Source organism: Bacteroides sp. AF32-8BH (genome assembly GCF_003435205.1).
In the GTDB taxonomy this organism is placed as follows: domain Bacteria; phylum Bacteroidota; class Bacteroidia; order Bacteroidales; family Bacteroidaceae; genus Bacteroides; species Bacteroides ovatus.
The window spans coordinates 318123-338639 of the sequence record NZ_QVLZ01000002.1 but is presented as its reverse complement, the minus strand read 5'-3'; the positions used below and the strand labels follow the sequence as shown (position 1 = coordinate 338639).

Annotated in this window: 14 protein-coding genes, 1 tRNA gene and 1 pseudogene; 7 read left to right on the top strand and 9 right to left on the bottom strand. The window is 42.5% G+C overall.

Features of this window, described 5'->3' with window-relative positions; all coding sequences use genetic code 11:
• Positions 1 to 207 precede the first annotated feature (207 nt).
• Together DWZ47_RS02610 and DWZ47_RS02605 are read left to right on the top strand one after the other, a co-directional pair.
• Positions 208 to 783 carry a helix-turn-helix domain-containing protein gene (locus tag DWZ47_RS02610; protein WP_004296396.1) on the top strand — a complete coding sequence of 192 codons (576 nt, stop codon included), beginning with the start codon at positions 208 to 210 and terminating at the stop codon, positions 781 to 783.
• Positions 784 to 818: 35 nt separating this feature from the next.
• Positions 819 to 2468: an AMP-binding protein gene (locus tag DWZ47_RS02605; RefSeq protein ID WP_004296397.1), complete on the top strand. Its 1650-nt coding sequence runs from the start codon at positions 819 to 821 to the stop codon at positions 2466 to 2468.
• Between the two features lie 154 nt (positions 2469 to 2622).
• On the opposite strand, the gene DWZ47_RS02600 is transcribed toward DWZ47_RS02605, so the two are convergent.
• Entirely contained in the window at positions 2623 to 3705 is a 1083-nt protein-coding gene (locus tag DWZ47_RS02600; RefSeq protein WP_032844704.1) for a mannose-1-phosphate guanylyltransferase, read from the bottom strand.
• Between the two features lie 164 nt (positions 3706 to 3869).
• Here DWZ47_RS02600 and DWZ47_RS02595 point away from each other — a divergent pair.
• Positions 3870 to 3953: transfer RNA gene (locus DWZ47_RS02595), tRNA-Leu, on the top strand.
• Positions 3954 to 4108: 155 nt separating this feature from the next.
• On the opposite strand, the gene DWZ47_RS02590 is transcribed toward DWZ47_RS02595, so the two are convergent.
• Positions 4109 to 4879 (bottom strand): LytR/AlgR family response regulator transcription factor, encoded by a 771-nt coding sequence (locus DWZ47_RS02590; protein ID WP_182281596.1) that lies wholly within the window; start codon positions 4877 to 4879, stop codon positions 4109 to 4111.
• A gap of 17 nt (positions 4880 to 4896) precedes the next feature.
• On the bottom strand, positions 4897 to 6639 hold the full coding sequence (locus DWZ47_RS02585) for a histidine kinase (RefSeq protein ID WP_117512234.1): 1743 nt from the start codon (positions 6637 to 6639) through the stop codon (positions 4897 to 4899).
• A gap of 274 nt (positions 6640 to 6913) precedes the next feature.
• Here DWZ47_RS02585 and DWZ47_RS02580 point away from each other — a divergent pair, with 274 nt between their 5' ends.
• The 4 genes and pseudogenes from DWZ47_RS02580 to DWZ47_RS02565 all read left to right on the top strand — a co-directional run bounded on the left by DWZ47_RS02580 (position 6914) and on the right by DWZ47_RS02565 (position 13127).
• Positions 6914 to 8026, top strand: coding sequence for an efflux RND transporter periplasmic adaptor subunit (locus DWZ47_RS02580; RefSeq protein WP_233524995.1), 1113 nt, complete (start codon positions 6914 to 6916; stop codon positions 8024 to 8026).
• A gap of 22 nt (positions 8027 to 8048) precedes the next feature.
• A pseudogene (locus tag DWZ47_RS02575) lies at positions 8049 to 11256 on the top strand (efflux RND transporter permease subunit).
• Positions 11253 to 12623 carry a TolC family protein gene (locus DWZ47_RS02570; protein ID WP_117512233.1) on the top strand — a complete coding sequence of 457 codons (1371 nt, stop codon included), beginning with the start codon at positions 11253 to 11255 and terminating at the stop codon, positions 12621 to 12623. The pseudogene DWZ47_RS02575 and the gene DWZ47_RS02570 overlap by 4 nt, the downstream one beginning before the upstream one ends.
• A gap of 159 nt (positions 12624 to 12782) precedes the next feature.
• Positions 12783 to 13127, top strand: coding sequence for a hypothetical protein (locus DWZ47_RS02565; RefSeq protein ID WP_009000942.1), 345 nt, complete (start codon positions 12783 to 12785; stop codon positions 13125 to 13127).
• Positions 13128 to 13431: 304 nt separating this feature from the next.
• On the opposite strand, the gene DWZ47_RS02560 is transcribed toward DWZ47_RS02565, so the two are convergent.
• The 6 genes from DWZ47_RS02560 to DWZ47_RS02535 all read right to left on the bottom strand — a co-directional run bounded on the left by DWZ47_RS02560 (position 13432) and on the right by DWZ47_RS02535 (position 20515).
• Entirely contained in the window at positions 13432 to 14961 is a 1530-nt protein-coding gene (locus DWZ47_RS02560; RefSeq protein WP_117512232.1) for a hypothetical protein, read from the bottom strand.
• Between the two features lie 13 nt (positions 14962 to 14974).
• Complete coding sequence (locus DWZ47_RS02555) at positions 14975 to 15754, bottom strand: hypothetical protein (RefSeq protein ID WP_117512231.1); 780 nt, start codon at positions 15752 to 15754, stop codon at positions 14975 to 14977.
• A gap of 7 nt (positions 15755 to 15761) precedes the next feature.
• Entirely contained in the window at positions 15762 to 16535 is a 774-nt protein-coding gene (locus tag DWZ47_RS02550) for an endonuclease/exonuclease/phosphatase family protein (protein ID WP_117512230.1), read from the bottom strand.
• Between the two features lie 31 nt (positions 16536 to 16566).
• Positions 16567 to 17523, bottom strand: a complete 957-nt coding sequence (locus tag DWZ47_RS02545) for a FecR family protein (protein ID WP_087317306.1) — start codon at positions 17521 to 17523, stop codon at positions 16567 to 16569.
• Positions 17524 to 17631: 108 nt separating this feature from the next.
• On the bottom strand, positions 17632 to 18213 hold the full coding sequence (locus tag DWZ47_RS02540; protein WP_004317492.1) for an RNA polymerase sigma factor: 582 nt from the start codon (positions 18211 to 18213) through the stop codon (positions 17632 to 17634).
• 118 nt (positions 18214 to 18331) lie between these two features.
• Positions 18332 to 20515, bottom strand: a complete 2184-nt coding sequence (locus DWZ47_RS02535) for an alpha-N-acetylglucosaminidase (protein WP_117512229.1) — start codon at positions 20513 to 20515, stop codon at positions 18332 to 18334.
• Between the last annotated feature and the right edge of the window lie 2 nt (positions 20516 to 20517).

Below are 20517 nucleotides of genomic sequence, written 5' to 3'. Positions count from 1 at the left end.
CAGCATAGCCAAAAGAAAATATAGCAGAACTGTAAAATATAAAAGAGGTTGTGTCAAAACGTTGGCACAACCTCTTTTTTAGTTTTTTCTTTTTCTTCCTGATAGTCGTATTTTCTTCGGTTATAATTGTGTTCATCTAAAGATTTTGCTATTTTTGCAGCTTGATTATTATAATTTATCACCTTTGATAACTAAAATGCTTTCAAAATGGATACAAGTAAGATTGTTGGCGAAAAAATTAAAGCCCTCCGCGAAGATAAATCAATAAGCATAGAAGAGTTGGCACAACGTTCGGGTTTGGCTATCGAACAGGTTGAACGTATTGAGAATAACATTGATATACCTTCTCTTGCACCGCTAATTAAAATTGCGCGTGTATTGGGAGTACGTCTGGGGACTTTCCTTGACGATCAGGATGAAGTCGGACCGGTGGTTTGTCGTAAGAAAGAAGCCAAAGATGCGATAAGTTTCTCCAATAACGCGATTCATTCTCGCAAACACATGGAATACCACTCGTTGTCCAAGTCAAAGGCGGATCGTCACATGGAGCCGTTTATTATCGATGTGATGCCAACGGAAGATACCGACTTCGTGCTTTCTTCTCATGAAGGGGAAGAATTTATCATGGTTATGGAAGGTATCATGGAAATCAGCTACGGCAAGAATACCTATTTGCTGGAAGAGGGTGATAGCATTTATTATGATTCCATTGTTCCTCATCATGTACATGCTTACGAGGGGCAGGCTGCAAAAATCCTGGCAGTAGTTTACACGCCAATTTAATGAAATAGTAGGAACCAAGACTTAAGTATAATTACATGCAATTATTTGATCGTACTTTGGGGCAGTGGCTCGAGCACTGGGCTGAAGAGACTCCCGATAAGGAATATATCGTTTATTCCGACCGCAATCTCCGTTTTACCTGGAGTCAGTTGAACCGTCGTGTGGATGATATGGCGAAAGGGCTTATCGCCATTGGTGTGGAACGTGGTACCCATGTGGGTATCTGGGCGGCTAATGTTCCCGATTGGTTGACATTGTTGTATGCTTGTGCGAAGATCGGTGCGGTATATGTTACTGTAAATACGAACTATAAACAATCGGAGTTGGAGTATCTTTGCCAGAACTCGGATATGCATACGCTTTGTATCGTGAATGGCGAGAAGGACAGTGACTTTGTGCAGATGACCTATACAATGCTTCCCGAATTGAAAACCTGTGAACGCGGACATTTGAAGAGTGAACGTTTTCCGTACATGAGAAATGTAGTGTATGTAGGACAGGAGAAACATCGTGGTATGTATAATACAGCGGAGATTCTGTTATTGGGAAATAATGTGGAAGACGACTGTTTGAGCGAACTCAAAAGCAAGGTGGATTGTCACGATGTGGTGAATATGCAATATACATCGGGAACTACCGGTTTTCCGAAGGGAGTAATGCTGACACATTATAATATTGCCAATAATGGATTTCTGACTGGTGAACACATGAAGTTCACGGCGGATGATAAACTTTGCTGCTGTGTTCCGTTATTCCATTGTTTCGGAGTGGTATTGGCCACCATGAACTGTCTGACTCATGGTTGTACGCAAGTAATGGTGGAACGTTTCGATCCGCTGATTGTATTGGCTTCCATTCATAAAGAACGTTGCACGGCTCTTTATGGCGTACCGACTATGTTTATTGCCGAGTTGCATCATCCGATGTTTGATCTCTTTGATATGTCTTGTCTTCGTACAGGTATTATGGCAGGTTCTCTATGTCCTGTTGAACTGATGAAGCAAGTGGAGGAGAAAATGTATATGAAGGTGACCAGTGTGTATGGACTGACAGAGACTGCACCGGGTATGACAGCTTCTCGTATTGATGATCCGTTTGATGTACGTTGTAATACGGTAGGACGTGATTTTGAATTTACGGAAGTAAAAGTGATCGACCCGGAAACTGGTGAAGAATGTCCGGTTGGCGTACAAGGTGAGATGTGCAACCGTGGATATAACACCATGAAAGGATATTATAAAAATCCGGAAGCAACAGCAGAAGTGCTTGATGAAAACAATTTCTTGCATTCCGGTGATTTAGGTATCAAGGATGAAGATGGAAATTACCGGATTACCGGACGTATCAAAGATATGATAATCCGGGGTGGCGAGAATATTTATCCGCGCGAAATAGAGGAGTTTCTTTATAAACTTGATGGAGTGAAAGATGTTCAGGTGGCAGGTATTCCTTCTAAGAAATACGGTGAGGCGGTCGGAGCATTTATTATCTTGCAGGAAGGTGTGAAAATGCAGGAAGCTGATGTTCGTGATTTTTGTAGAAATAAGATATCCCGTTATAAGATTCCGAAATATATCTTCTTTGTGAATGAATTCCCGATGACAGGTAGTGGAAAGATTCAGAAGTTCAGATTGAAGGATCTGGGATTACAGCTTTGTAAAGAGCAGGGAATAGAAATTATCTAAGGCCTGTGATTGTTTAAGGACACACAAAGTTTTTCGATATAATAAACGATGAACGGTGAACGAACTGCATGATTGTTTGCAGAGAGTTCACCGTTCATCGTTTATATTATTGTCTTATCCGGCTTTTGTTGTAGCAGCTAAGTATTATACGCTGCTAAATGAAATCGTCACCCAGTTGCATTTGGGCATCATTCACATATTTACGGATGGCATGTTCTTCATCTTTGCGGCAGATTAAAAGAACGTTGTCTGATTCTGCTATTAGATATCCTTCCAATCCATCAATTACGGCCAGTTTTCCTTTTGGAAGTACTACCATATTATCTTTACTATTATAAATAAGCGAATGGCATTTCAGAGTAACATTGCCTTCCAGGTCTCTTTCCGATAAGTCATAAAGTGATCCCCAGGTTCCAAGGTCAGACCAGCCAAAATCTCCTAACGATACATACACGTTATCCGCTTTTTCCATAATACCGAAGTCGATGGATACATTAGGACATGCGGGGAAATTTTCTTCAATAAATGCTTTTTCCTTATCGGTGGCATAAATATCTTTTCCCGGTGCCAGTTTGGAAGCTAATTCAGGCAACAAGTCTTCACTTGCTTTGATGATTGTATTTACATTCCACATAAACAGGCCGGAATTCCAGTAAAATTCTCCGCTTTCTACGAATACTTTAGCTAATTCCAATTCAGGTTTTTCAGTGAATGTTTTTACTTTGTAGAAGTTTCCTCCTGCGGGTTCATCTATTTGTATATATCCATATCCTGTTTCCGGACGATTGGGTTTAATACCTAATGTCAGTAGCTTTTCAGAGCGTGAAACAAAATCAAGTCCTTTTTCGATAGCGGCAAGAAATTCATCCTCTTTTAATATTAAATGGTCTGAAGGTGCAACTACGATATTGGCATTTGGATTCAGTGCCCGGATATGGTAAGAAGCCCATGCTATACATGGAGCAGTATTTCGTCTTGCAGGTTCCAGCAGAATTTGGTTTTCGCTCACTTCAGGCAATTGTTCTTTCACTAAGTCTGCATACATTGCATTGGTAACGATGAAAATGTTTTCTGTTGGAATAACCTTTTGGAACCGGTCAAAAGTCTGCTGTAAAAGTGAACGACCCGTTCCGAAGAAATCCAAGAATTGTTTGGGCAATGTTTTGCGGCTAAACGGCCAGAAGCGGCTTCCGATGCCGCCACCCATAATCACGCAATAATTATCCTGGTTTGTCATGATAGTGACTCTATTTTAAAGTTTCTGCTAATGTACGGTTTATTCTCTGAATAGAGAAGTGTTTAAGATATGTTTTATTATTTTTTTCTCCTTTTTTTTGCCAAACTATTGTGGATTCAAAATAATGTCGTATCTTTGCACCGCAATTGAGAAATCAAGTATGCGCCCAGATGGCGGAATCGGTAGACGCGCTGGTCTCAAACACCAGTGGATTCACTTCCATCCCGGTTCGACCCCGGGTCTGGGTACTTAAAATAGCTGTTAATCATATGATTTTCAGCTATTTTTTATGGGTAGCCCCCCAAAAAATCTCAAGCGGAAGCCAATTCAGGCGAATGAAGTCTTGGGTAGGACACTGCAGCAAATCATTGATGTCATCAATAAATTTAGAGCAAGCCAGTCGCTATTTGTCCAGCCATTTCTTGAATGTAGCAGCTTTCTCCCGACTTATCAAAATTTCCTCCTGCGGATACCCATTCATTTCTACCTTTAATTTATAGTTGAACCAGTTGCTGACTTTCTTAATATGTCTCACTTGTATCATATGCTGACGGTTTGCACGGAAGAAAGAAGCAGGGTTCATTTCCTTTTCCAGTTGGTCCAATGTGTAAGGAATGGTAGCAGAAATGCCATCCGTCAGATAAAGGCGGGTTATGTTCTGTTGAGAGTGGATGAAACAGACGTTCTGGACTTCGATAGTGATATATTCATCTTTGCGAGACACCAAAAATCTTTCCCGATAATGAGGGGTAGGGACAGCCCCACCCAGGTATTCCAATAGCTGTTCCAGCTTTGGAGCAGTGGTCACAGGAGATGAGCGGGATATTCTTTCTGTCGCTTTTTGTATAGCCGCTTCCAATTCATCCGAGTCGATGGGTTTCAGCAAATAGTCGATACTATTGAATTTAAATGCCTGTATAGCATACTGGTCATAGGCAGTGGTGAAAATGATGGGCGAGACTATCTTTATTTGGCGGAAAATGTCGAAACTTAATCCATCCTGTAGGCGGATGTCGGAGAATATCAGATCCGGCTGCTTCCGTTGGAGGAAATCTATACTTTGGACAATACTCTTGGTGATGCCGGAAATTTCGTAATCAGGGTGCAGTGTGCGGATGTAGCGTTGCAGGCGTTCGGCACTGTGGTTTTCGTCTTCTATTATTAGAACTTTCATGGAATTTATCATTTCGTTTAAAGCGTTGAAAGGGTGACACGATAGATGTGTTCATCCTGATAGATTTCAGGGGCGGGAGCACCTGTGAGCTGATACCGCTCTTTGATATTTCGCAGCCCGATGTGGTGGGTGGAAGAGTTCGGAGTAAGAGGTTTACAGTTGTTTTCCACTACCAATTTATCCCCGTCGGAATATACACGGATGAATAGCGGTGCTTCTTCTGACACTTGATTGTGCTTGATGGCATTTTCCAGTAACATCTGCAATACAATGGGAGGGATCTGTCTCTCGCGGATAGCGTCCTGTACTTGTATTTCTACCTGTATGGCATCCTCAAAACGTATTTTGAGTAGGAAGATATAAGCCTCCAAACTGGATAATTCATCAGCAACGGATGAAAGGTTTTTATCGACATTAGCTACGATATGCCGGTAAACTTTGGAGAGACATTTGATGTAGATGGGAGCTGTGGCATCTCCCGTCTCTACTAGGTCGAGCAGGATGCTAAGATTATTGAATATAAAATGCGGGTCTATCTGCATCTTCAGTGCATCAAGACGTGATTGCTGACGTTTCAGTTGCAGATTTTTTTTCTTCTTTTGCAGAACAATGGAGATAGACATTAGAATGAGGATGACGGTAAAAGCAATGACAATAATCCAGCAATAGAAGACCCAGTACCGGTAGTATTCTGCCTCTGCGACTTCGGAGTCACGGATCGTTTTTCGAAGTTTGTCCATATTCTCAATTTGAGCGAGGTCCTTGTTATAAGCGATGCTGTCTATCTGTGCTTGATAGTGCGTCAGCCTTTCCAAGCAGTCTGATACACCATTGAGAGAACCGGTACGTATATTCAGATCAGTCAACTGGCGATAGGCTTTCAGACAGATGAAGGGGTTGTTGCTCTGACTGCTTCGGTTTAGGTAAAAACGAGCGGAATCGATTTGTTGAAGATCGGAATGTATCTTGCCGAGCAGATAGTCGACTGAGTCCTGATATAAATGCGGGATTTGCAGCGCATAGATACGAGCGGAGTCAGGCATGTGCTTGTCGGCATATTTTTCACTGAGGAGGAATAGCAACCGGGCTTGCAAGGAGCCAGAGTAACCTTTCATAGAGGCAGTTTTGAACAGAGGGATACTCTCATCACCATCATTTGTCCGGGCGTAATAGTGGGTGAGTTCAGAGTAGGCTTCGGCAATGAGAGAGGGGTTGTTTAGCTCCTTGGCCAGAGAGAGGGCGGCGAGTTTGGCCTCTTTCTCTTCTTTCATCATGTGTTTAGTGTGGTAAACCTGCCCTTTGAAGTTGTTGAGGTAGAAGTTCAGTTCGCGAAGATCGTACACATCGTTGTTGTATTGTGTACAGAGGGTGAAATATTCTACGGCTTCAAGCAGGAAATTAGAGTGACGGGCTATCTCGCCCCGGTAGTAATATATTTCAGTCAGGTGTAGTGAGTCCGCTTTATATTTGAAGTAAGGGCTGACGATGTTAAGTAGCGAATCCGGCACAAGATATTCCTGCATGCCGATGAGAGCACCGGCTTTTACTAAATCGCACATCATGTAATTCCTTTCGCTCAAGAAAGTACGGTTTATTTGTTCCACATCTGCCAGTGCTTTTCGCGGATTCACTTCAATGAGACCGTTGGCATACTCCAGGCGGCTGCGTGCAGAGCGGTTCACACGATAGAGGTAGTAAGCGGAAAAGCTTACCACAAGCAGGAATATTGCGGCTGTGAGATAAATACGTTTTCTTATCATAACGGCGTAATCAAGTCTATCTATTAGGATGGACTCTTTTCTTTGTTTGGGCAAAAGTAGTAAATAATACCAAATAGCATTACATCTTTATCACAACTTTATATTGGGAGAATAGATATTGGGCTCCGTTCATTCCGTTTCACCACTTATCTCTGCGGTTTCGTCCCCCAAAAATCCGGCTTTGATCAGAATTGCATTGCGGGAGAGGGTGCTGACACCTACTTTTGCACCGCTCTTGTGAAAACTAATCAATCACTATAATACATTGAATTTTATGAAAATGGAAACAAACAAAATGTGGCAAATCTTCATGCTGACAATACTCCTTACTCTTGCCGGATGCAAGAACGGAGGAGAATATTCGCAGTCTGTACCGGAATATGCGACGATGCAGGTAGCACCAGTCAATAAAACTCTTTCTACCCAATACCCGGCAGCTATCCAGGGTAAGCAGGATATTGCTATCTTCCCGCAGGTGACGGGAACCATCACCCGATTGTGTGTAAACGAGGGACAGGCGGTGAAACGTGGACAAGTGCTTTTCATCATCGACCAGGTTCCTTATCAGGCAGCTTTGGCCACAGCCCGGGCGAATATGGAAGCAGCCGATGCTACATTGGCTACGGCACAACTAACCTACGATAGCAAGAAAGAACTCTTCACTCAAAACGTCATTTCGGCTTATGAATTGAAAACGGCCGAGAATAATCTGTTGATGGCAAAAGCCGGACGCGCACAAGCCAAGGCGCAGGAGTTGAGTGCTGCCAATGATCTTTCCTACACCGAAGTGAAAAGTCCCTCGGATGGAGTGATCGGCACATTGCCCTATCGCGTTGGTACGCTTGTCAGTGCCGGAATGGCACAACCACTGACTACCGTATCAGACAACTCGGACATGTATGTTTACTTCTCAATGACGGAAAATCAACTCTTAGGACTCATTCGCCAATATGGTTCTAAAGAGAAGGCTTTGCAGTCGATGCCTGCCATCGAACTGGTGCTGAATGACCGGACTACCTACGAAGAAAAAGGTATTATAGCAACTATCAGCGGAGTAGTGGATGCTTCGACAGGAACCGTCAGTGTACGGGCTGCATTTCCCAACAAGAACGGACTGCTACATAGTGGAAGTTCGGGGAATGTGGTGGTTCCATCGGTCTACAAGGACGGTATCATCATTCCTCGTGCGGCAACTTACGAAGTGCAGGACAAGGTCTTTGTCTATAAGGTAGTGGATGGTAAAACGCATTCTACCCAAGTAAGTGTGGAACGTGTGGACGGTGGACAGGATTACATCGTGACGACCGGACTTGCCATAGGGGATGAAATCGTGACAGAAGGTGTCGGATTGCTACAGGATGGAATGCCGATAACAAAGAAGAAGTAACTAACTCAAAATTGAAGAAACAATGAACTTACGAATATTTATAGAACGTCCCGTGCTCTCCGCCGTCCTTTCCATTGTGATTGTAGTGGTGGGGATTATCGGGTTATTCACCCTACCCGTGGAGCAATATCCCGATATTGCCCCTCCTACCGTTCAGGTGTACACTGCATACGACGGTGCCAGTGCTGAAACGGTGCAGAAGAGTGTCATCGCTCCGTTGGAGGAAGCCATCAATGGTGTGGAAGATATGACTTATATGACTTCCAGTGCTTCCAATGCCGGTTCAGCCGAAATAACCATTTACTTTAAACAAGGTACCAATCCGGACATGGCCGCTGTCAATGTACAGAACCGTGTGTCGAAAGCTGCCGGACAACTTCCTGCGGAAGTGACCCGTGTGGGTGTCAGTGTCAACAAGCGACAGAACGGTATGCTCCAGATATTTACCTTGCATAGTCCTGATAGCTCATTAGACGAGAACTTTCTCTCGAACTATATCAATATTAATTTGAAACCTGCTATCTTGCGTATTTCCGGAGTGGGAGATGTGCAGGTGATGGGTGGTGTCTATTCCATGCGTGTATGGCTTAAACCTGACGTCATGGCGCAGTACAAACTGATTCCTTCCGATGTGACTGCCGCACTGGCCTCACAAAACATTGAAGCTGCAACAGGCTCTATTGGTGAGAATTCCAAGGAAGCTAAAGCGTATACCATGAAATACCGCGGTCGATTGATGACTCCCGAAGAATTTGGAGAGATCGTGATCCGCAGCACTAAGAATGGTGAGGTACTTCGTTTAAAAGAGATTGCCAACATCAGTCTCGGACAAGAATCGTATTCTTATCAAGGTAGTTTCAATGGTAAACCCGGTGTGTCATGTATGGTTTATCAGACTGCCGGTTCTAATGCCACAGAGATTAATCGTGAGATTGACGCTTTTCTGGCAGACGCTTCCAAACGTCTCCCCAAAGGGGCGGAAATAACCCAGCTGATGAGTACTAACGAATTTCTCTTCGCCTCTATCCATGAGGTATTGAAGACACTGATTGAAGCGATTCTGCTGGTAATCCTTGTGGTATATGTTTTCTTACAGGATATTCGTTCTACACTTATTCCGCTGGTGGGTATTTTTGTTTCTCTTATCGGAACTTTCGCTTTCATGGCGTTGGTAGGATTCAGTATCAATTTGATTACGCTTTTCGCATTAGTGCTGGTCATCGGTACAGTGGTGGATGATGCCATTATTGTGGTCGAGGCAGTGCAATCCAAGTTCGATTCCGGCTACCGTTCGCCCTATATGGCCAGTGTGGATGCAATGAAAGGACTGTCGGGTGCTATCGTTACCACTTCACTGGTGTTTATGGCGGTATTTATTCCGGTGTCTTTCATGAGTGGGACTTCGGGTACATTCTATACGCAGTTCGGTCTGACAATGGCTGTGGCGGTAGGTATTTCTACCATCAATGCATTGACACTAAGTCCTGCCCTCTGCGCCTTGATTCTGCGACCCTATACCAATGAGGACGGCACACAGAAGCAAAACTTCGCAGCCCGTTTCCGCCGTGCGTTCAACACTGCGTTCGAATCATTGTCAGAGCGGTATAAAATAAGGAGTTCTCTTCTTTATCCGTCGCAAATGGTTGACAGGCGCCTTTGTTGCCGGGACAGTCGTAATCCTTGCCTTGTTGATGAACAGCACCAAAACAGGCCTTGTGCCCGATGAAGATCAGGGACTGGTATTTGTTGCCGTATCCACTGCGCCGGGTAACTCACTCTATGCTACCGATGGCATTATGAACCGTGTAGAAGAACGTATTCAGCAAATCCCACAGGTGAAACAGGTACTCAAAGTGACCGGTTGGTCAATGGGTGGTGCGGGTAATTCTTCCGGTATTTTCTTTGTTCGCCTTACTCCGTGGGATGAACGACCGGAGGAAGAAGATCATGTGCAGGCAGTAATCGGACAGATTTATGCCCGTACCGGAGATATCAAGGATGCCACAGTTTTTGCCATGGCTCCGGGTATGATACCTGGTTATGATATGGGTAATGCGCTCGATATCCAAATGCAGGACAAGGCTGGAGGTGATCTCACAGAGTTTTTCAGCATCACTCGCCAGTTTATCGACTCGTTGAATCAGCGGCCTGAACTGGCAATGGCTTTTTCATCTTTCGAAATCAACTATCCCCAGTGGCAGGTCGATGTGGATGCTGCTAAGTGTCTGCGTGCCGGAATCATGCCTGATGAGGTACTTTCTACCTTGGGGGGATATTATGGAGGTAGCTATGTCAGTAACTTTAACCGCTTTTCGCGCGTCTATCGTGTGATGGTGCAAGCTGATCCGAATTATCGTTTGGATGAGGCTTCGCTCAACCGTCATTTTGTCCGCTTGAGCAATGGAGAGATGGCACCGTTGAGTCAGTTCGTCACACTGACCAAAGTATATGGAGCCGAGAGCCTGAACCGTTTTAATATGTATAACTCCATTGCACTCAATGCCATGCCTGCCGAAGGGTACAGTTCGGGTGAAGCCATCCGTGCCGTACAGGAAACTGCTGCCCGTGTGCTTCCCGCCAACTATGATTTCGATTTTGGCGGACTGGCGCGAGAGGAGAGCAATCAGAGTAATACCACCATCGTGATCTTTGCTATCTGCCTATTGATGGTTTATCTGCTATTGAGTGCGCTTTATGAGAGTTTCTTCGTTCCGTTTGCCGTCCTGCTTAGTGTTCCGGCCGGATTGATGGGTAGCTTCCTCTTTGCCAAATTGCTTGGATTGGAAAATAATATCTATCTGCAAACGGGACTTATCATGCTTATCGGTCTGTTGGCAAAAACAGCTATTCTTCTCACCGAATATGCTACCGAGCGCCGTCGTGCCGGTATGAGTCTGACGTCTGCTGCGCTTATTGCTGCTAAAGATCGTTTGCGTCCTATTCTTATGACAGCGCTGACTATGATTTTCGGTATGGTACCTCTGATGTTAGCATCTGGCGTAGGAGCCAACGGAAACAGTTCACTCGGTACGGGTGTGGTAGGCGGTATGCTGGTGGGTACATTGGCACTGTTATTCATTGTGCCGGCTATGTTTATTGTCTTCCAGGCAATACAGGAGAAAGTGCGACCGATTCAGTTTGATGCCACTGTTGCTGACTGGCAGATAAAAGAAGAGGTGGAGAAAGCCGATGAAGAAAGAAAACAATATTTGGAGAATAAGAAGAGATGAAAAGAAATATCATCACCCTTGCCATAACGACGCTCATGCTGAGTAGTTGCGGCATCTATACAAAATATCAACCGGCAACGACCGTCCCCGAAGATCTTTTTGGGGCGGCGGAAACGGTTTCTGATACAATTCATAATATTGCCAAGTTGAATTGGCGTCAATTGTTCGTCGATCCTCATCTGCAATCCCTCATTGAGCAGGGGTTGCGGAATAACACTGATCTACAGTCCGCTCACTGGCGAGTGGAAGAAGCCCGTGCTTCGCTTAGTTCGGCCCGCCTGGCTTATCTGCCCTCATTCGCTTTTTCACCGCAGGGCACTGTAAGTAGTTTCGATAAGGGGAAAGCTGGACAGAGCTATTCCCTGCCTATTACTTCCTCTTGGGAAATTGATATCTTCGGTCGGCTGACGAATGCCAACCGTCGTGCTAAAGCTCTTTATATTCAAAGTCAGGAATATGAACTCGCTGTTAAGACACAATTGATAGCCAATCTGGCGAATACCTATTACACACTTTTAATGCTGGATGCTCAATTGGCCATCTCCGAGGAAACAGAAGTAAAATGGAAAGAAAGTGTACGCGTTATGCAAGCTCTGAAAAATGCCGGTCAAGGTAACGAAGCAGGTTTGGCACAAACCGAAGCCACCTACTATTCCATCTGTACCACTGTTTTGGATCTAAAGGAACAAATCAGGCAGGCGGAAAACAGTCTTTGTCTGATGCTGGGAGAAACTCCGCAATTTATCCGTCGTGGCACACTGGACGGACAGGTTTTGCCACAGGATTTATCCGTAGGTATCCCTTTACAACTTCTTGCTAATCGTCCTGATGTCAGATCATCAGAATTGGCTTTAGTGCAAGCCTTTTACACGACTAATGAGGCCCGCTCTGCCTTTTATCCATCCATCACCCTCAGCGGTTCTGCCGGGTGGACAAATGGAGTAGGTGAGGTGGTTATGAATCCGGGTAAGTTGTTGCTGTCAGCTGTTGGCTCCCTTACGCAGCCCTTATTTAATAAGGGGCAGAATATGGCCCGTCTAAAAATTGCTAAAGCGCAACAGGAAGAAGCGAAGTTGTCTTTCACGCAGACCCTACTCAATGCCGGTGCTGAAGTGAACAATGCTTTGAAGCAAAATCAAACGGCCCGGGATAAATCCGATCTTTACCAGCGTCAGATCTCTTCTCTACAAACGGCTGTTACCAGCACACAGCTGCTTATGCAACATGGAAATTCCACTTATCTTGAAGTCCTCACCGCCCAGCAAACTCTACTGACAGCACAGTTGACACAGGTGAGTAACCGGTTTCAGGAGATACAAGGAATAATCAATCTGTATCAGGCACTAGGAGGAGGTAGGGAAGAGTAATGGAAATAATTGAATGACACTCATATCCGGCTGAATATTTATAATGTGGAGAAACAATAAATAATGTAAAAAAGCAGATTTTCTTTTCATCGTAGAATTAACTTTCAAGCTTTTGTGAGGTCTAACATACATTACTCACTTAATATGATATTTAGAATTATGAGAAAGCAAATTTTAAGTTTGGCAGTTGCACTATTGATTGGCTCAACTGTATGTATGGCTCAAAATCATCAGAAAGGAAAAGCTGATAGAGAGAAACGCATAGAAAAAATGGTTACCGATTTGGGACTGAATGAAAAGCAGGCCAAAGATTTTAAAGCTGCAATGGAAGAGATGAAACCTGCAAAAAATAAATCGGATGAAAAACCTTCACGAGAAGAAATGCAAAAGAAAAAGAAGGAAGTCGATGCTAAAATAAAAAGCATTCTGACCGATGAACAATATAAGAAGTATCAGGATATGCGTAAGAAGGATAACGCGAAGAAAAAGAAAAAAGCAAAATAAGTACTGTGAATTTAAGCTAAACTTATCATATGGATGATTATAAAAGATTGTCTGTTATGAGGCTATGTTTATTTCCTGTTCTTTCATAAATATTTATTTAATCTACATTTTAGTTTTCGTTCTACTAAAGTTGGATGTATGTTCTCTATTTTAAGGTGAAAACATATATTCAACTTAGGTGGAACGAATTTTTATTAGCTAATGGAGAATGTGAAGTTAAAAAGAAGCCACAAGCAAAAAAAGTTGCGGTAGTTAACATCAAAATATAAATGTATTGTTCTTTATTCCTTAATTTATAATAACCTTACTTCTGAACCACAATTTTCAACTTACAGATACGTCCGTAAAGTAATGCCACACCGTCATAAGTGAGTCCAGTTATGCCAGCTCCCGAGTAGGCTGGCCCCTGGCTTCCTACCACTCCTGTAGGAGTAGCTATTTTACATCCTCCGGCAACTAACGCATCGGTATCATTTGCGGCTTCAATGACATGAATGACACCATATTTGCCCGCCGCAGTAACAAAGGCAATATAAGAACCGTCTTTTATCTGCAAACTACAAGGATCATTCGGATATCCATCAGACGCATTGACTCTTTGCATTAACATATCGGCACCTCCTTTAGCTATACTTTCCAATACATTCAACGCCTCAAAAGTCTTGACGTCCGAAGCCGCGTTCGCCATCATCACATCAATACCAAGATCAGTAACCTTATCATCAGGTATAAGAGTAAACAACGTTTTGTTGGTAGCAACACCTGCCGGTTTGATCCAGTCATTCACATCGTAAGCTCTCCCTATCGGCCCTCCATTAATTCTTGACGCACTGACATAAGAGAAACCTCTGTTTTTAACGGCAACAAAGCTCGGATTTCTCCATATATTGATGAAAGCAAAGTCTACGCTATTTGCCTTTGAGCCATATCCTTTAATTTCCTTCAAGCTTAATACATGTTTCTGCACACCCCGTATCATTATTCCCTCTATGGAGAAAATATAAGGTTGATCCGGTTCTGTTGAATGTTCCCATTCGGGTGCCATTTCGATATCGCTGAAAACAAGCGCAACATTATTGTCAACACCCTCAAGACCTTCGATATTGATAATCTTTTCCTCTTTCAACCCCTCTATATCTTCTACCACAATCTTGATTCCATTGGTCTCTTTATTGTCTACGACAGTTTTTAGGATAAATTCCATTTCCAACGGATTGCCTGATACCGGAATAGTCGTATATTCCTTCAGGTCACCCAGTACTTTATTACACAACGTATGTTTTATAGACTTAATGCCCACAGCTGAACGAATCACTACAGACAGAGAAACCTCTTCATCGGGTACTAAAACAGGGAAATCTGATGGTTCGGTGAATATCTGGGATGGAAGTTTGGTTATCTTTTTAATAGGTATTACCTTTTGTGCCGTTTTTGTCAAAACGTCCGTTGATGTTACCAGTATCCCGGCTGCTTCACGCGTGTTGACCTTGACATTCAAGTCAAATTCAAGTGTCATATCAGTTTGCAAGGTATCTATCTTTAAACGTTGACGTTCAGTCGCGTTTATCTCTTCATATTCTCCATTCTCATCCATCTTCAACAAGGTAGCATATATGCTATGTATACCCACAGCTGAAAAACTTCTGGCAGATACAGTCACCGTCGAGTTATACTCCACCACATCTATCTCGGAAGGAGAAGTTAGTTCTACAGTAGGTGGCGGATACGCGTTGTCGTCCGAATAATCGGACTCACTATCACTACAATTTGTCAACAACAAACCCCATGGAAGGGCAAGTATCAGGATCATTATATTTTTGATATATTGCTTCATGACCGTTCATTTTTTATTTTAAAGATTCGATTTGTAATTGAAAACAATGTAAATCTCCGCTTACACTTGTTTCGGTTACCCCCCTAAAAGCCCATTTGTGTGAAGTCAGGACAAATATACAATACTCGGAGTCTCTATTTCTATTTTCCACTTCTACAAAAGAATAGGTATCAGAAGTTAAGTTAGAAGTAATTGCCGACTCAAGATTAGGCAATAACGCACGTTTAACAGTGCCTACCAGAACCGTCTGTTCGTTTACCTTTTTCTTGAAAACGTTGACAGCCGGAGCTATCAGGTCTTCACTATTTAATGATACAGAACAGAAGAGCATATCTACTCCGTTCACTGCTTTTGTTTTTGTTTCAAGATATCTGCAATCGTTTTTTACTACATATTGTGTCATTTCGGAAATAGTAGAAGGAAAAAGCACAGTACTGCCGATTATCTTTTTCTCTCCGTTACTATAGCTGACAGGTACAAACACCGGCACTTTCTTACTTTCTCTAGCAGTCTCCGTACCCGTATTTATGATTGCTGTTTGCCCATAGACAGCGTTCGTCCTGTCCAGCAATGCCACTGAATGAACAGTGTTTCTGATAGATGACGCCACCTCTTTATAACTACAAGAGCTAAATAAATTTTGCTCTGACAAGTGTGCATAAACCAATACGTTAGTTGTTCTGAACCGGTTCCATTCCGGAATATCTTCTCCCTTGTTATCCTCATCACTACATGAAACGAACAGGCAAGAGATGACACATATAAATAGCAGATATAGATAGTTTGATTTCATATTTCATTCATTTTACAAATTCAACTTCAGCAAACAAAGCCCTGTGGTCAGAAACCTCCGGATTAGATAAAACTTTAAACGATTTCACTTTCCACTTATTCTGTGGAAGTCCGAATATATAATCAATCTTGATTGTCGGCTGATCTGCCGGATAGGTGAATGTATCATCACAGATTCTCTGCCAGTTCTTCATTACCTCACAAATCACATTAGAGTCGGTCCGGGCATTAAAATCTCCCCCTAGCAGTGTCGGGGTATCTCCCGTACCAATCCGCTCATTAATCTGTTCGGCCATTGCGCTCCTTATCAGGTCTGTCGAATGATCCAAGTGAGTCGTTCCTATCCTGATTACGTCTGAAGTTCCCGGTTCCTGAATATCTACATATAATAGCGTCCGGGGTTCTTTGGCTCCGTCTATACCTTCAAAATTTTTGTTATTGATATAAACAAAAGGATATTTTGAAAGGATAGCTACTCCATATTCTCCACCACCAGTATCCATCGCTTTCCCGAATACGGAAAACAATCCCAACTCCGCAGCCAATTGAGTGGTGAAATCCTGATTTTTATTCCTTTTTGTGTTGTAATCTATCTCTTGCAACATTACAACATCCGGATTGTATTTCCTGATAAATACAGCATACTCCTTCACCGAGTAACCGGTCATTTCCCCGGACATCCGGCAATTATAGCTCATTATTTTAAGAGCCTGTGCATACGTACTTTGATACGCAAAAAAGAAAAGGCATACCCATACAATGGGCTTTAAAAGTGCTTTCATAAATTTGTTTTTGTTATTAGATTAAGTTTACTTATTCAACAGTATATGTATATTCTGATATTTTTTTAAAGCTAACCGGTGTTATGGATTGCATCACCTCCAACACATAGTTCAAATCGTTCCCTTTACAAACGAAGTCGTACGTAAACGAAGCAATCTTTTCGTTTTTAACTGTAATCTCTATATCAAAATGCCGCGAGAGTGTTGTAAGCACCTCTTTCAATGATGCATTTCTGAAAATAAGCCGGTTGCTTTTCCAACTCGAAGCATCATCGTGATATCTATCAGTTTTTATTTTTATTACATTACTCCTTTTTTCATAAACTGCAGTTTGTCCGGGAAGCATTTGCTGCATAGGCCTGCGGCTTTGCACATGCCCGATATTTATACTTCCTTCGTCGAGTGTAGTTTTGATTACCTTATCCGAAGCGTATGCTTTTACATTGAAACACGTTCCCGTCACTTGTATTTTCACATTCTCGGCAAGCACCTGAAAAGGGGATTTCTTGTTTTCTGCTATCTCAAAATAAGCCTCTCCTTCCAGCGTAACATTCCTGTTGTATTTTGCAAACTGTTCCGGATAGGTCAATTTAGAATCGGCATTTAACCACACCCGGCTACCATCAGGAAGTAATACGAGTAGCTTTTCACCCCTTACAGCACAGACCTCCCGATAAACAAGGTTTGCCTCACTACGACTTTGATAGAAATTATATCCTACACCTATCACTAGCAAAACAATTGCACAGGCCACCGTCCACTTAAAGAACAATGGCATCCTGATTCTCCTGTTCTTTCGTTTTTCTTCCCGCATCACGGCTTCCTGAATATTCTTATAAATACGATATTCATCAAAAGGAGGCAATTCTCTGTCGCCCAATTCGAGCTGTTTGCCTTCTATTATCCTCTGAATGTCGTCATCCATATATTTCCCGATGCCGTCAACTACTTCAAAGTCCTGATTTGTATGTTTCTTTTTTGATTTCATATTTCAATATCTATTAGTAATACACACTGTTACAAAAAAGTATTATACAGACTACGTTAAACCGTGTTAATTCAAAAGAACGTTCCATATCAGCAAAAAGTGATAAAACTACATCATACAATAAAGCAACAATAGGCTAAGCTCTCCCACTGTCGCGCGAATCTGCTTCAAAGATTGGCTATATTGAAATTTAATTGTATTGATCGAAAGATTAAGTTTATCGGCTATTTCCTGATTGGAGTATTTTCCCGAAACTTTCATTTCAAAAACCTTGCGGCGTTGCGGCGAAAGTTGTTCAAGAGCTTGCTGTATGATGTTCATTTGTTCTTGTTTAAGGTTTTCGTTTTGAGAATTGTCTTCCAATTCCAAAACCATTGAAAGGCAATCCTCAAGTAAATAGATATTTTTCTTTGAGTCTCTCAACGTATTGAGCAGATCGTTCTTCAACATTGTAAAAAGGTATCTGTTTATGGGTTTTGTCTCGTCGATTTCTTCTTTTTTCAGCCAGAGTTTTAAGAATAAGTTCTGCACAGCATCTTCAGCCAATTCTTTATTCAGCAAATATTTAAATGCCAAAGAAAAGGTCTGCGCTGCATACGTCTTGTATACAATACTAAATGCCAGCTGGTTCCCCTCTTTCAGAGCCTTAACCAAAGCTTGGGCTTCATCCTGTGAGTATTTCTGGGACATCTTAATCGTTTTAAATATGAAAATAAAAAGCTTATTATATCAAGTCCTTATTTTCAAATATATTAATTCTTTCTGATATAGCATGATTCGCGAACAACAAATGAAACAGACCTCTTATTTATTTCACCAGTCTTTGATATTTGCTGAATAAAAAGGTGGAGAATGATAATAATCCGTCAGTTGTTGAATGAACATCTTTTCGAGTATCCTTCCGATCAGTTGCATTTACCCAACCTTCTTCTATTTCTTTTAATTCATCTTCAAGTTGCTTCTGATCCACCTCTACACCTTCCCCGACCGCTTTGATGAATGTATTGATATACACCTCCCAGCGCTTTGCATAATAATCACTTATCAGTCCTGCCCACGAACGACTGGCATAATCGTTCAGGCTTCCACCCCAAGTAGTAATCAAGTTGCGAGCATTCTTTTCATAATAGTCTTTCAACTGGGGAGAATCTCCCATCTTCCGCGCATCATCAATCCATTTATCCAGCGAACAGTAAGGATGAAAGGCATTCAGCTTATCCAAATCATTCAATATCTCCTTCATTTTCTCGCCGCAAGCTTTCAAAGCCTGATAATCTTTAGCTTCAACCATCCTGTCAAACTCCACTTTCACATCAAGAAAGTAGTTTCCAAGCACCTGTCTGCCTACAGTAATCAAATCCAGGCGAAAAGCATCTCTCCAGTCAGAAGATGCCTCATTCAATTTTCTCCAGACCTCTAGTAGTTCAACATTGCTGTACACATTACTTGTCCGTTTTTCACTGTTCTTATTCAATGCAGGGCGATACCCGGGTAAGGTACCCAATGTGCGCGGCACCTGTACATAAATGTCATTGAATAATCGTTTCCAAGCATCGCGCACAGACTGCGACACACATCCCACATGTCTGTCAGCCAGACATTCAATCCATTTATTATCATCTACATTCAGGTTCCATGCTTTCTCAAGAATGTATTCGTAGGGAAACTGCATCACATCCAACCCTTCCAGCGTAGAGCCGATTCCTTTAAGGTTGCCTCCACCGTTAATGAGAGCATTCTCAAGTCGTGCGCCACTTTCTTTGACGTTACCTGTCAAAGTCGTGTTTCCCCCGAAATTGCCCAGATAACACCAAATATAGGGCTGATCATGAAAATGCTCTGTTCTTTTCCATAATTCAACATTTTCACAATGATAATCCAGTAATATCATTTTATTCTGTGGCACTCCTGTCAGCAAAGCCTTCATCCGCTCGGAAGTCCATTTATCTTTATCAAAATAAAACATCCACGTCATTTGCATCCATTGGGCTTTGGGATCGGCAGCCGTCAACGTAGCGTACATATCCGAAGCTATCTTCCGCAAATATTCGGGTTCGAAACTGGGCGGGTCAACCTCATTGAAAGGATCTAAACCATAAATATGATCGGTTCCGAAAAGTTTTTTTTGTTCATCAAGAAATAGCTTCTGAATTTTCGCAAACAGAGCATCGTTAGGGTTCAGAAAATTACAACGGTATGCATCAGCAAAGCCTGCCCATTTGCCTAAATGTTGAATATCAGCCTCGGGATAAATCCGTTTTAAATCGGCAGGTACATGTCCGGCGAAGGCTGGTAATACGGGCTTCATATTCAATTCACGCTCACGTGCGAGTATTTTTTTTTGCAAGCTTACCTGGTGTTCCAGCCATTCCATCGGCAACGGACCGTTCCAGCGATCTATGTTAGCCATCCGATGCCAGGGCAGATACGGCGGTCCCGTGAAGTAAGAGCGTATTTCGATGTCCGACATTCCCATTTTCGACCAAACTTTATACCACACAGCTTCCTGTCCGGTAATTGCCAAAGGCATATTTATACCATTAAGGGCCATCCAGTCAATAAAACGTTCCCATTCTTTCCATTGCCACCAAGGCATCGTGTAACCATACGTGCAGTAATTCAGGAAAAAGCGAGTATCCACTCTCGCTTCCGAAACGACCTTCTCACCAACCATCGGCAATTCTTCAGGAATTTCAACGGCTATATCCGCATACCATGACACTGTAGTGAGACAGTAATATTTCAAGTAATGGTTCAGTCCCATCGCCATTGAATTGGCATTGTTTCCGCCAATTACAATTTTATCTTTTACAGACTCTATCGTAAAGCAGTCTTTTTCTCCTTTTAACTTTTGAAACTGAAAACTCTCGATGTATGACGGAAGCAAACGTTTCAATAATGCTTCCGCAACAGCTACGTCTTTGTCTTTAGCCTGAAGAACCAACGACATAAACAGCATAACCAGACACGTGTATACACTTTTTCTTTTCATCC